The 13,341-nt window shown below is 70.2% G+C and carries 10 protein-coding genes; 5 read left to right on the top strand and 5 right to left on the bottom strand.

Annotated features, from left to right (window positions below):
• Window positions 1–8 precede the first annotated feature (8 nt).
• The 5 genes from OG714_RS05845 to OG714_RS05865 form a co-directional block, all read right to left on the bottom strand.
• Window positions 9–1,727, bottom strand: a complete 1,719-nt coding sequence (locus OG714_RS05845; RefSeq protein ID WP_406119017.1) for a hypothetical protein — start codon at window positions 1,725–1,727, stop codon at window positions 9–11.
• A gap of 2 nt (window positions 1,728–1,729) precedes the next feature.
• Window positions 1,730–2,632 (bottom strand): carbohydrate ABC transporter permease, encoded by a 903-nt coding sequence (locus OG714_RS05850; protein WP_406119019.1) that lies wholly within the window; start codon window positions 2,630–2,632, stop codon window positions 1,730–1,732.
• Window positions 2,629–3,543, bottom strand: a complete 915-nt coding sequence (locus OG714_RS05855; RefSeq protein WP_406119020.1) for a carbohydrate ABC transporter permease — start codon at window positions 3,541–3,543, stop codon at window positions 2,629–2,631. The genes OG714_RS05850 and OG714_RS05855 overlap by 4 nt, the downstream gene beginning before the upstream one ends.
• Window positions 3,544–3,662: 119 nt before the next feature.
• A complete protein-coding gene (locus tag OG714_RS05860; protein ID WP_406119022.1) occupies window positions 3,663–4,985 on the bottom strand; it encodes an ABC transporter substrate-binding protein in 1,323 nt (440 codons plus the stop codon).
• A gap of 278 nt (window positions 4,986–5,263) precedes the next feature.
• On the bottom strand, window positions 5,264–6,397 hold the full coding sequence (locus OG714_RS05865; RefSeq protein ID WP_406119023.1) for an ROK family protein: 1,134 nt from the start codon (window positions 6,395–6,397) through the stop codon (window positions 5,264–5,266).
• Window positions 6,398–6,693: 296 nt separating this feature from the next.
• Here OG714_RS05865 and OG714_RS05870 point away from each other — a divergent pair, with 296 nt between their 5' ends.
• The 5 genes from OG714_RS05870 (at window position 6,694) to OG714_RS05890 (ending at window position 13,288) form a co-directional block, all read left to right on the top strand.
• On the top strand, window positions 6,694–7,593 hold the full coding sequence (locus OG714_RS05870) for an N-acetylglucosamine kinase (protein ID WP_406119025.1): 900 nt from the start codon (window positions 6,694–6,696) through the stop codon (window positions 7,591–7,593).
• Between the two features lie 218 nt (window positions 7,594–7,811).
• Window positions 7,812–9,740 (top strand): phosphatase PAP2 family protein, encoded by a 1,929-nt coding sequence (locus OG714_RS05875; RefSeq protein ID WP_406119026.1) that lies wholly within the window; start codon window positions 7,812–7,814, stop codon window positions 9,738–9,740.
• Window positions 9,741–9,832: 92 nt separating this feature from the next.
• Window positions 9,833–11,560 carry an ArnT family glycosyltransferase gene (locus OG714_RS05880; RefSeq protein WP_406119027.1) on the top strand — a complete coding sequence of 576 codons (1,728 nt, stop codon included), beginning with the start codon at window positions 9,833–9,835 and terminating at the stop codon, window positions 11,558–11,560.
• A 67-nt stretch (window positions 11,561–11,627) separates the two neighbouring features.
• Window positions 11,628–12,548: a MurR/RpiR family transcriptional regulator gene (locus tag OG714_RS05885; protein ID WP_019064418.1), complete on the top strand. Its 921-nt coding sequence runs from the start codon at window positions 11,628–11,630 to the stop codon at window positions 12,546–12,548.
• A 365-nt stretch (window positions 12,549–12,913) separates the two neighbouring features.
• Complete coding sequence (locus OG714_RS05890) at window positions 12,914–13,288, top strand: hypothetical protein (protein ID WP_019064417.1); 375 nt, start codon at window positions 12,914–12,916, stop codon at window positions 13,286–13,288.
• Window positions 13,289–13,341 lie beyond the last annotated feature (53 nt).

Below are 13,341 nucleotides of genomic sequence, written 5' to 3' on the forward strand. Positions count from 1 at the left end.
CGTCGGGGTCATGAGACGGGTGCGGGGCGGCGGGCGCGGAGTGCGACGGTCAGTGTCTGGGGGCCGTTTCCACCGATGTAGAGGCGGTTGCCTGTCGTCGCGTCGGTGCCGCCGACCACCGTGTAGTCCTGCCCCGGGTCGTACCGTAGTACGTCGCTCCGGCCGGGCCCCGCGAGGGGTTCGCCCGCCTCGACGGTGGCCTCGACCCGGATCTCGTCGTCGCCGACGCGGTAGGTCACCGGCCCGGTCGTCAGGCACCAGCGGCCGTCGGCGATCGGTACGGCGCCCTCTGCAACTCCCCCTGGCCGGAAGGTGAGTTCGAGGGCCCAGGGCACCCGTGGTCCGCTGATGTCGATCCGCAGGTCGGCGCCGTCCTCCCGCAGCTCCACGTCGACGCGGGTCGTCCGGGAGACCTCGTCCTGGGGCCGGTCCGGGAAGGCCATCGCGGCGGAGAAACGTCCCTCGTCCGCCATGCAGTAGGCGCCGTCGTCCTGTCGTCGGTCCGGCGGGAGCGGCTGGTAGTAGGCGGCCGAGAGGGTTTCGGTGAGCCGGTACCGGTTGTCGGCGAGCTGCTCCATGCCGGCGGCGCGGAACGGGCCCAGGTCGAAGAAGCCCTGCGAGAGGCGGACCGCGTCGAGGACGGCGGCGCCGGCGAACAGGCGCAGGAAGGTGGGATTGCAGGCGAGGCCCGAGCGGATGCGCCGGTGCGCGGGCACGTCCGAGCCGCCGTAGAGAACGCTGTGCGCGGTGGTGGAGGCGCGTGAGGCGAGGCGCGCCGTGGTGATGTAGCGGTCGCGGGGAAGGCGTTCCGGCGTCGGTGCCGGGAGTTCGCGGCACAGGTCGGGGGTGAGGATGGTCTCGGCGAGCAGGTCGGGGTCGTCGATGCCCCCGGCGGCCGCCAGTCGCGCCGCCCGGCTGAAGTCGCCCCTGCCGGTACGGATCGCGAGCAGCCGGTAGTGCGGCAGGTAGGGCGCCAGCGGGAACGAGTGCTTCTGGTCCTGTCGGCGCGAGTGGACGGTCTCCACCGTGCCGTCCGGCCTGATGAGGTCCAGGGTCGCGGTGAGGTTGCGTTCGACGGCGTCCCGCAGGTCGGCGCGGCCGAGGACGTCGGCCAGCAGCAGGAGCGAGGGGTTGGACACGTGGGACGCGTAGACGGCGCTCCGCTCCGAGTACAGGCCCTCCGCGTCGATGTCGACGCCCTCGGCGAGCCACTCCTCGACGCGGTCGAGCAGCCGGTCGTCGGGGAACGAGCGGTGCAGCCGGGCCAGCGCCGCGGACAGCTCCCAGCGGTGGTTCGGGGTGTGCACGCCACCGGTCAGGAGACTGTCGGAGGCGGCGCCCGCGATGTCGGCGAGCGCGGCCGTGACCTCACGCAGTTCCGGCCCCGCGCCCGCGGCGAGGACGTACGCGTCGCACACGTCGTTCATGGTGAACGCGGAGTCCGGCGGTGACTGCACGTTGTCGCCGCCGGCGAAGAGGCCGGTGGCGGTCTGCGCGGCCCGCAGGGCGCGCAGCTGGGTCGTCGCGGCGGCGACGGCCCGCCCGCTGCCGTGCAGTGCCGAGTCCGGGGAACGATAGGCCGCGATCAGGGTCTTCACCCGGCGCGCCAGACCACGGTGCGGCACACCGGCGGGTTCCTCGTCGGGGCCGGCCGCCAGCGGGGCGGCCGCCCGGTCGGCGGCGCCGGCCGCCGCGCGGACGAAATCGTGGTCGAGCGGGGTGGGCAAGGTCAGTCCTTCAGTCCGGCGTTGATGTCGGCGCTCATGACGTAACGCTGGAAGACCAGGAAGATGACGATCAGCGGGATCATGGAGATGACCGAACCGCCGAGCAGCACCGACCAGTTGATGTTCTGCGCGCCGACGAGGCTCTGGATGCCGATCTGCACGGTGAACTTGTTGGGGTCGTTCAGCATCAGCAGCGGCCAGATGTAGTCGTTCCACCGCCACTGGAAGGACAGGATGGCGAGGGTCAGCATGATGGGCCGGGAGATCGGCACCATGATCCGCAGGAAGATCGACAGTTCACGGGCGCCGTCGATGCGAGCGGCCTCGACGAGTTCGTCGGGGACCGTCAGGAAGAACTGGCGGAACATGAAGCAGCCGGTCGCGGTGAGCACGGCCGGGAGGATGATGCCGGCGAAGGAGTTGTAGAGGCCGAGGTTGCGGACGACCAGGAACTCCGGGGCGAGCATGACCTCGGACGGCAGCATCGTGGTGGCCAGGATGCAGAGGAAGAAGAACTTCAGCCACTTGTTGTTGTACTTGGCCAGCGCGTACCCGGTGCAGCAGCTGACGCCCACCGTGAGGATCGTCGTGATCACGCACACGATGGCCGTGTTGATGAAGTACTGGGAGAAGTTGGCGCTCTCCCACGCCGCCTTGTAGCCCGACACGGTGGGGTTGTGCGGAAGCACCGTCAGCGGAAGCGAGAACAGGTCTCCCGCCGGCTTGAAGGAGCTGAGGACGAACCACGCGACCGGCAGCCCGTAGAGGGCCGCCAGGATCCACAGCAGTGTCGTCGCGGGTACCGCGCGCCGGAGCCCGCCGTCGCGCACGTTGCGTCGCTGCCTCTTGGAGAGGGTCCGGACGGAGTCGGCGTGGGCCGGACGCGGCGTGTCTGTGGTTGTCATCGGTTCTCCACCCGTCGGTTGACGATCAGCTGGATGATCGCGACGGCCATCAGGATGAGCATCAGCACGAACGACGCGGCGCTCGCGTAGCCGATCTGGCCCCGGTTGAAGCCGGTCTGATAGATGTACTGGACAAGCAGGTTGTTCGAGGTGCCCGGTCCGCCGTTGTTGAGGGAGACGAAGAGCGGGTATTCCTTCATCGCGTTGATCGTGTTGAGCAGGATGACGATGAAGGAGGTGGGCGCGATGCTCGGCAGGGTGATGCTGATGAACTGGCGCCAGGGTCCCGCGCCGTCGAGCGAGGCCGCCTCGTAGTACGAGGTGGGCACGTTCTTGATCGCCGCGATGAACAGCAGCATCGAGAAGGCCGTTCCCCACCAGGCGCCCGCCATCACCACGACGCCCAGCGACAGGTCGGCGTTCGACTGCCACGGGACGGCACTTCCGCCGAGCTTCTCGATGACGTAGTTGATCAGTCCGAAGTTCTCACCGAACAGCCACCGCCACAGGACACCGACGACGATGGGCGAGATGAGCCACGGGATGAAGAAGACGACTCGGGCGACCGACGCGCCCTTGGCCTGCTTGCTCACCACCAGGTTGGCGATGAACAGCGCGAGCACGAAGTTCAGCGGGACGACGAGCACGGCGTACAGCAGCGTCCGGAACAGCGCGTCGTAGAAGGTGGAGTCCCCGAACAGGTTCTGGTAGTTGTCCAGCCCGATGAACTGGAACGCCCCCACACCGGTGTAGTTCGTGAACGAGTAGACGAGCCCGATCACCGCCGGCCACACGAAGAACAGCGCGAAGAGCACGACATTGGCCGCGATGAGGACGAGCGGCGCGAGTGTGTAGGTGCTTCGTCGTTTCCTGGGCGGCCTCACGGACACGTCCGCGGCGCTTTTTGTCATCTTCCTGACTTCCGTGCTGGTGGAATGGATCGCTGTGGGCTCGCGTCATGAGCCCGGCATCACGTGGGCGACCGGGGCCGGGCGGCGGTGTCCCCGCCGCCCGGCCCGCCGGCCCACGATCAGCCGCCGACCGCCGCGTTGTAGCCGTCCACGATGTTCTGCAGGGCCTTGTCGGCCGACTGCTGGCCGTTGATCGCCTTGCCGAGCTCCGTCTTGGTCGGGTCCTCGGTGAGGCTCTTGCCCTTCAGCACCCAGTTCGTCTGCGCGTTGTTGAAGTAGCCCGAGATCGGGGCGTAGAGCGGGATCTCCTCGTTGTAGAGCTTGAACGCCGCCTGCGCCGCCGCGGACTTGAAGGGGTACTTCGGGCTCAGACCGCTCTCGACCGGGAGGAATCCGGAGGTCTCCACCAGCTCGGTGTAGTTCTTCGGCTCGTACACCCAGGACATGAACTTCTGCGCGGCGGTGGCCGCGGCACCGTTGTTGTTGAAGCCGACCATCATGCCGCCGCTGTTGACGTCACTGGCCTGCACCGGCTGGGCGGGGGTCGGGACGCTCGCCCAGTCGAACTTCTTGATGCTCGTCGCGAAGGCGGGAACCTGCCACACGCCGGACCAGTAGGCGACCACGTCACCGCTCTGGAACATGGCGGACGGGTCGGCGCCGCTGGTCCACACCGACTTCGGCATGACCTTGTCGTCGTTCAGTCCGACGAAGTACTCCACGGCCTTCTTGGTCGCGGCGTCCGCCGAGAACTTGCCGGAGGAGTCCGCGTGGACGTACTTTCCGCCCATCTCGTACACCATGGCGCGCAGCCGGGACGGAGACTGGTCGAACGTCAGGGAGTACTTGGCGCCGGTCTTCTCGCGGACCTTGTTGGCCGCCGCGATGAACTCGGTCCAGGTCCAGGTCTTCGCGGGCGAGGCGGGGACGGCGACGCCGGCCTTCTCGAACAGCGACTTGTTGATGAACAGGCCGGAGGCGGTGACATCCGAGGGGATGGCCAGCACCTTCCCCGACGAGTCCTTCGCGAGGAAGTTGGAGTTGATGTTGTAGCTCTTGTTGTTCGCGATGGACTTGAGGTCGATCAGCTTGCTCGACCAGATCGGGTCCAGCGCGGGCACGTCCGCCACGTCCGGCAGGGAGTTCGCCTGCGCGGCGTTGTGCAGCTTCGTCGTGTACCCGTCGTAAGGGATGTTGACGAGCTTGACGTTGACGCCGGTTTCCTTCTTGTACTGCGCGACCAGCTTCTTCCAGCCCGCGTCCTGTCCCGGAACGGTGGAGATCCAGAACGTCAGGGACTTCGCGTTACCGCCCGAGCCTGACCCCGACCCGCAGGCCGAGAGCAGCAGGGCACCAGACACAGCGACGGCAGCGAGGGGAACCAGGCGGCGCATGCCGCCGCGGCCGAGTCGGCTGGAGCGCCGCACACCCACAGTGGTCATCTTCGATCCCTTTTTCGTCGTAGGGGACGGAGCACGGCGCCGGCTGAGGCGGCACGGGTGCATTTTGCAGGAAAAGTCGCTTTCCGGGGGCGCGGCCTCGCCCGGCCGCGTCGTCCACGCGGGGCGAGATCCCCGGCCGTCATGGCCGTCACCGCACAAGCACACCCTCGTGCGGTTGCCGTACGTCACGTACGGGCTGAGAAGTCTCACCCCAAGTCGGCGTCCCGGCCGACTTAGAAAGCGCTTGTCCGGACATTGGCAGACCAAGTCGGAGGCCGTCAATCCTTCGCCCCCGCACCATCGGTCACGGTTTGGACTCCTCTGGCGACCGCGAGCCGGGCCGCACCCACCACGGTGCCGAGATCACCGACCGTGCTGCTGACCACCTCGGTGGGCCAGCTCAGCCGCCCCAGCTCGGCCCGCACACCGGGCAGGAGCTGCGGGTCCGTGCCCGTACTGCCGCCCAGGACGATCAGTCCCGGGTCCAGTACGGCGGCCACGGCGGCGGCGAGTCTGCCCACGTCGGCGGCGTGCCGGCGGACCAGCTCACCCGCCGTGACCTGCCCCTGCCCGGCGAGGGCGAAGAGCTGGTCGGCGGTGGCCGGACACGGCCCGTCGGTGTCCCGCCAGGCGGCGGCGGCCCGGCGCAGCAGCGAGCGGGCGCCCACGTAGTCCTCCAGGGCCTCACGGCGCGGTTCCACGGCGTCGTCCCACGGGTAGGGCAGCCGGGCGAGCTCACCGGCCGCGCCGTTCGCGCCGCGCAGCACATGGCCGCCGACGACGATGCCGAGGCCGATACCGACGCCGATGCGCAGATAGCCGAAGGTGGTGCGGCCCCGGGCGGCGCCCTCGTGCAGTTCGGCGAGGGCGGCGCAGTTGACGTTGTTCTCCAGATGGACCGGCACGCCCGGCGGCAGGGCGACCGTCATGGCGTCGAACACCGGCCCCGCCTTGGCGGTCGCGGGGCGCATGCCGGCGCCCGCCCGGTCCCGCGCGGCGACGTCACCGACGGCGACGACGACCGTACGCAGCGGGGTGCCGACGGGCAGCGCGTCGAGGGCCTCGCGCACGGCGTCGGCGGCGTCCTCACGGGATCCGGTGGCCTCGGCCAGCAGGGTGCCGTCGAGGGCGCAGCCGCGCACCCGGGTGAGGGCGGGGCCGAGGTCGACGGCCAGTACGACGCCCGCGGCCGGGCCGAGACGGTATACGGCGGCGTTGCGGCCCGTGCCGCTGGAGGCGGTGCCGGAGTGGGCGGCGAGCCGGACGTTCTCCAGTTCCACCACCGCGGAGGACACCGTCGGTTTGGACAGGCCCGCCAGGGTCGCGAGCTGTGGCCGGGTCGCGCTGCCGGCTCTCGCCAGCACCGCGAACACCGCACTCGCGCTCTCGGTCAGCCGAGACGCCTGCGCCACGACGTGTTCCACACTTCCCCCAGTTCACAGGCCGCGTTCCCGGTGGGTGTCCGTGGGATGCGGCGATGGGACGTCCTGATGTCACGCGGGCCCGGGCCATGGTCTCCGTGACCGAGTTCGCGATGACTCTTGACGCACTGTACTTCGTTAGTTAACTTCCTAACGAACGTCACGGTACTCGCCTGCCGTGGTCCGTCAGAAGCCCGTCCCGGGGCTTCCCTAGTGCTTGAACTGCCGTTCCCCCGGACACGGTTCGCCCAACCGTCGCAGCACAGCGCAACGACGAAAGAGGTTCCGTGCAGGACTTCACGCCCCTCGTGGTCGGCATCGACGTGGGTGGCACCAAGACACATCTGCGCGCGTGCGCGGGCGCGGATGTCGTCGCCGACCACATCCGTACGAGCAGCGGCTGGCGGCCGCACGACCCCGCGACCGCCGCCGACTGGCTCACCGCGCTGATCCATGACGCCCTGCCCGCACACACGCGCCCGTCCGCGGTCGCGGTGGGCGGGCACGCCTGTGAGACCCCCCGCCAGTGCGCCGAGATCCGTGCCGCGCTGGAGGAACGTCTCAAGGTGCCCGCGCTGGTCGTCGGGGACGCCGAACTCCTCGTCCCCGCCGCTGGGTTGGACAAGGGGGTCGGCCTGGTCGCCGGCACCGGTTCCGTCGCGGTGGGCCTGCTCGCCGACGGCAGCCGCCTCCAAGTGGGCGGCTGGGGCGCGGTGTTGGGTGACGAGGGGGGCGCCGCCGGTCTCGTCCGCGAGGCGGCCCGCGCCGCCTGGGCCGCGCACGACCGGGGTGAGGCTCCGGACCAACTCGCGACGGGACTCATCGAGGCGTTCGGTGTGGCCGAAGTGCCCGCGCTCGGCGCCGCGCTGGAAAGCGCTTCCGACGTCTCGGCCGATTGGGGACGTCACGCCCGTGTCGTCTTCACCGCAGCCGACGCGGGCTCGCTCCTCGCCCGCGAGGTGATAGCGGAGGCCGGTGCGTCCCTCGCCGAACTCGTCGTACGGCTCGCCGAACGCGGCGTACCCGTCGACGACGTGGTGGTCTCGGGCGGCACCGTCCTCGCCCAGCCCCTCCTGTACGACGCCCTCACCAGCGCGCTCGCCGAGCGGGTGCCGGGGGCGCGGCCATGGCCCATCCAAGTGCCGCCCGTCGAGGGCGCTGTGGCATTGGCCCGATCGATCCTGTGAACCGCACGGCCCCCGTTCACCCGGGGGTCATGTCGTGGCCGCCGAACCCTCTCCACCGGGACACGGTCCGCCGTAAATCTTCGCACGTACGCACCAGTTGACGTATGCGCTTTCCCGCGTCGTACGGTGCACCCCGAACCACAGCCGATCGCACGACCCTCCCTGGTCGCACGACCTCGCCGGCCTCATCGGCCGTAGAACTCAAGAGAGGCTCACCCATGCCGTCACCCGCCGGGCAGCGCACGAATACCGTTCGACCCGCCGTGAACAGACGTGGTTTCCTCAAGACCTCGCTCGGCGCCTCGGCCGGTGTGGTCGCCGCGCCCACGCTGGTCAGCTGGCTGGCCGCCGCGGACGCCAAGGCCACCACGGTTCCGCTCGCCTTCGTCGACGACTACAAGACGAACGTCATGGCGAACCTGACGCCCGAGACCAACGCCGTGGTCCGGGTCCTCGGCGGCATGGCGCAGATATGGAAGACCGGCGCCGCCTGGAACACCGGCACCCCGCTGCGGCCCGAGATCCTGCGCGCCAACGTGCGGTACTGCGTCGACCTCACCACGCACCGCACCGAGGCCCAGGCGAAGGAGGCGTTCCTCTACGACCGCCAGCACCAGAGCTACGCGATGATCGCGGGCCTGGGTCCGCTGGCCGACCTGTACAAGTCCGGTGCCCTGGCGGTCACTTCGATCACCAGCGCCCCGGACGGCACGCCCGCCACCACGATCAACGACGCCGTCCCGGCCGACGCGCCCGCCGGTTCCGCGCTCGGCGCGGGCTCGCACGACTCCGCGCTCGGCAAGGTGGCCGAACTCGTCGACACGCTGCGCGGCAACTACGCGTCGGGCAACCCGGGCAAGTACGCCTACCAGTACCCGCGTCCGTGGCGCATGAACGAGAGGAGCGAGGTCGTCGACACCGGCAAGGTCGACGCGCTCGGCTACCCGGTCTACGACTCCAAGGTGGTCGTCGCCCCGCAACTCCTGCGCCAGCGCAGCACGTCACCGGTGGACGACGGCGGCTTCCCCAGCGGTCACACCAACGCCTTCCACCTGGCGGGCCTCGCCTACGCGTACGCCGTACCGGAGCGCTTCCAGGAACTGGTCACCCGCACCTTCGAGTTGAGCCACACCCGGATCATGGCCGGCATGCACTCGACGGTCGACGTCATGGGCGGCCGCGTCATGGCCACGGCCCTGGCCGCCGCCACCCTCGCCGACCCGGCCAACGCCACGGTCAAGGCCGCGGCGCGCGCCCAGGCCCTCGCCTACTTCGAGGCGAAGACCGGCACCACGGCGGACACCCTGTACACGTACGCCCACTCGGCGTCCACCGCGACCGACCCGTACGCGGACCGGACCGCCAACTCCCGTCTGGTGGAGCCCAAGTTCACCTACGTGCTGACCCGCAGCGGCCGTGACAAGCCGCTGACCGTGCCGAAGGGCGCGGAGGTGCTGCTGGAGACCCGGCTGCCGTACCTCGACGCGGCGCAGCGACGCGAGGTCCTGCGCACGACCGCGCTGCCGTCCGGATACGTCCTGCTCGACGGGTTCGAGCAGTGGGGCCGCCTCAACCTCTTCGCCGCGGCGGACGGTTACGGCTCCTTCGAGTCCGACGTCGTCGTCTCCCTCGACGCGGCGGCCGGGGGCTTCGGCGCGGCCGACGCCTGGCGCAACGACATCGACGGCTGCGGCGGCCTGACCAAGCAGGGCACCGGCACGCTCACCCTGACCGGGCACAACGCGTACACCGGCGGGACCGTGCTCAAGTCCGGTGCGCTGGTGGCCGGTTCGGCGCACGCGCTGGGCCACGGTGACGTGAGCGTGCTCGGCGGTGCGCTGCGGGTCTCGGAGTCCGTGCAGATCCACGGCGCCTACACCCAGCAGTCCGCCACCCTTGAGGTCACGCTCCGCTCGGGCCACCAGCCCGCCGTCGAGGTCACCCGGCGCGCGATCCTCGGCAGGGGCAGCACGCTCTCCCTGCGGTTCGACGCCGAGCACCCGCCGGTCGCGGGCTCCACGGTGCGGGTGCTGAGCGCGTCCTCGCTGCGCGGCCAGTTCGACGGCATCACGGTGAACTCGGACAAGCTGCGGGCCGTACCCGTGTATACGGCGGAAGGTCTGTCGGTACGACTCCTGAAGCGGTGACGCCCCTGGTGGCGGGAGCGATGCGACAGTAGGGCCATGACCCGGCCCCGGCTCGCTCCCGCCACCACGCGGCCGGCCTCACCGCAGGGCGGATGATGGCGCGCGAACAGCACTCGGTCCTCGACCCCGACACGCTCGGCGACTGCGGTGGCGGGGAGTCACCGCCGCGCGCCGACGGCTCGCGGTCGGCACGCCTCCACGCCGGGCTGCGGCGCCACAAGCGATGGCTGTTGCCCCTCCTCGTGGTGGTGCTCCTCGCGCAGATGGCCGCCGTGATGATCACTACAGCCGTGCAGCAGACACCGACGATCGACGAGCCGGTGTACGTGGCCACGGCCACCGTCTATCTGCGTGAGCACAGCCTCGACTACAACCCCGAGCACCCGCCCCTCGGAAAGCTGGTGATCGCCGCCGGGATCGCGCTCGCCGACCCGCACTTCGACGCCAACTACAAGGGTGACCAAGGCGAGTTGGGCCGCCATCTGCTGTACGAGTCGGGCAACGACCCCTGGCGGTTGATGTTCTGGGCCCGGTTGCCGGTGATCGTGCTGACGCTGTTGTTCGGGCTGGTCGTGTTCGCGTTCGCCCGTGAACTCGTGGGCCCGGTACGGGGGTTGGCGGCGCTCGCCCTGTACGCGTTCTCGCCCGATGTCGTCGCGCACGGCTCGCTGGCCACGCTCGACGTACCGCAGGCCGGCTTTCTGCTGACGTCGGTGTGGCTGCTGTGGCGGGCCAGACGGCGCCCGCGGCTGTACGTCCCGCTCGCCGGGGCGGCGCTCGGGGCCGCCGTGGCGACGAAGATGAGCGCCCTGCCCGCCGTACCGGTGCTGATGCTCCTGGCCGTCGTGTCGGTGTGGTCCGCCCGCCGCCCGGCCGACCGCGACGCCAGGCGGCGGGCGTTGGTCCTCGGGGTCGCGGGCGCAGCCGTGGTCGCGGTGGTGGCGCTCGCCGTCGTATGGGCGTCGTATCTCGTCGTCGATCCGCGGCTGCGGTTCACGTCCACGGAACCGGTGCCGGTGATCCACGGGCTGCGCGGGCAGTTGGTGGATCTGATGCCGTTCCCGCGCGCGTTCCGGGACGGGATGCTCATGCAGTTCGGCATGGAGGACTACCCGTGGCAGGGCTTCCTGTTCGGGCACCTCTACACCGGGTCGCACTGGTACTACCTGCCGGTGGCCCTGCTGGTGAAGACCCCGCTCGGCATGATCGCGCTGTGGGTGGCGGGCGCCGTCGCGGTCGTGGCGGTACGGCGGCTGCGGCCGGCGGCGCCGTATCTGCTCGTGCCCACCGCCGTGCTGCTGGCCACGGCGATGGACGGTTCGCGCGACTTCGGCACACGGTACGCGATCTTCGTGCCGATGTTCCTGGCGGTCGCGGCGGCCTGTGTGCCGGCGCTGCGGTGGCGGTGGGCCGCGCTGTCCACGGGGGTGCTGGTGGCGTTCGTGGCGGTCAGTTCGCTGCGGACGTTCCCCTACTATCTGCCGTACTCCAACGAGGCGTTCGGCGGCCCGTCGAAGACCTATCTGCGGCTGCACGACTCCAACGTGGACTGGGGCCAGGACCTCGGCCGCCTCGCCGACCGGCTCCACGAGCGGTACGCGGGCGAGCGGGTCTGGCTCGTCTACAAGGGCAGTGGTGTGCCGTCGTACTACGGCATCGAGTCGTCCGATCCACGCAAGGCAGGGGTGCGCGAGGTGCACGGGCTGCTGGTCGTCTCGGACACCGCGATCGACAAGGCACGGGGAAAACTGGCCGAGTTGATCGACAGCAGTCGTCCGATCGATCAAGTCGGTCATTCGATCACGATCTACCGGCGTTGATCACCCTCTGGTCACAACGCTCCGTGAGCTATGTTGAGTGGCTGTGGGAGACAAAGGAGGCGCACCGGTGCCATCGCCGCAGCAGGCACGCGCCCAGGCATCCGTGATCACCTCGGGAAAAACCGACCCGGAAGTCGGCGCGGCACCGACGTCCCAACTCAGGGAACTCTTCGACGGGCCACGGCTGTCACCGGGCCAGCGGCGCATCGCCCAGTACCTGATCGAGCACATCACCGAGGCCGCGTTCCTCTCCATCACCGATCTCGCGGAGCGCGTCGGCGTCAGCCAGCCCTCAGTGACCCGGTTCGCCGCTGCGGTCGGCTTCAGCGGTTACCCGGCGCTACGGGAGCGGTTGCAGGCGATCGCCCTGCGCACCCTCGCGGGCGGCCCGGCGGCCGAGGAGAACCGCAGCAACGAACTGCAGGCCGCCGTCGACGCCGAGATCGCGAACCTGGAGAACCTGCGCCGGGACTTCGCCGACCCCGACCGGCTGATCGAGGTCGGCCGCGAACTGTCCGCGTCCACCCCGCTCACCGTCCTCGGCCTGCGCATCTCCGTCTCGCTGGCCGAGTACTTCGCGTACGCCGCGCGCCGCATCCACCCCGATGTGCGGCTGGTGACCCGCGGCGGCAGCGTCGCCTACGACGCGATCCTCCAGTCCCGCGAGGCGGGCGGCACCTGGCTGCTCGCGTTCGACATGCCCCGGCACGCGCACGAGACGCTCACCACCCTCCGGGTGGCGCGCAGCGCCGGGCTCAAGGTGGCCCTCGTGACCGATCTGGCGCTCGGCGCGCTGGCCGACGAGGCCGACGTCACCTTCGCCACCGGCACCGGTTCCCGCCTGGTCTTCGACTCGTACGCCGCGCCCGGCGTGATGGCCTCCGCGCTGCTCCAGGCCATGACGGACGCCGATCCCGAGCGGACCCAGGCCCGCCTGGAGGACTACGAGCAGATCGCCGAGCAGCACCAGTTCTTCATGCGGGACTGACCCGCCACTCCCCCCTCATACGACCTCACAATGGGGCGATTCCGTCTATTTCGCGCATGAATGTTTTCATACGCCTTGCAAAGCGGACGGCATATATAAATACTGCTCACGGATCGCACCCGCCCCGAGAAAGCCCGGTCCGCCCATGCGCACCTCCGCTCGACCCGCCGCGCCGGCGACACCTGCTTCCCGGGGCCCTCGCACGAGCACTCCCAGCCGCCGTCTCCTACCCGCGTCGGCGCCGGGCGTGTTCGGTCGGGCATCGCCTGCGCGAGCGCCCAGGGCGGCCTCGGTCATCCCCTGGGCCGGGGCCGCCACCCACCGTCGACCCACCCCCGCGACGCCGCACACCGGGAAGCGATGACATGCAACTGACCACCACGCGCATCAGCCAGGACTGGCCCTGTCAGGTCAAGACGCCCGGCAGCTACGACTGGGAGCGCTCGGCGGCCAAATGGCTGCGCGAGCTGGTGCCGGCCCGCTACGCCAGCTATCCCGCGTTCATCCGCCACCCGGTGCTGCTCGCCCGCCACGCGCAGATCCAGGTCCAGCACGAGATCCGCGTGGCCCGGACCGCCCTGCAGACCGCGCGGGCCGACCTGCCCGGCATCGGCCTGCCCGAGTCGGTCATCGAGCACACCATCAAGCTGTACGCCGCCGAGGTCCTCCAGCTCCAGCACATCGCGCGCAGCGTCCGTGCGGTGACCGAGGCGCTGGTCGGGCACAGCACTGGACGCTGACCTCACCTCCGGTCGAGGTCAGTCGTCGCGGTGCCGCCAGTACCAGAAGGCGC

This window comes from Streptomyces sp. NBC_00989 (assembly GCF_045162655.1).
Lineage (GTDB): Bacteria > Actinomycetota > Actinomycetes > Streptomycetales > Streptomycetaceae > Streptomyces.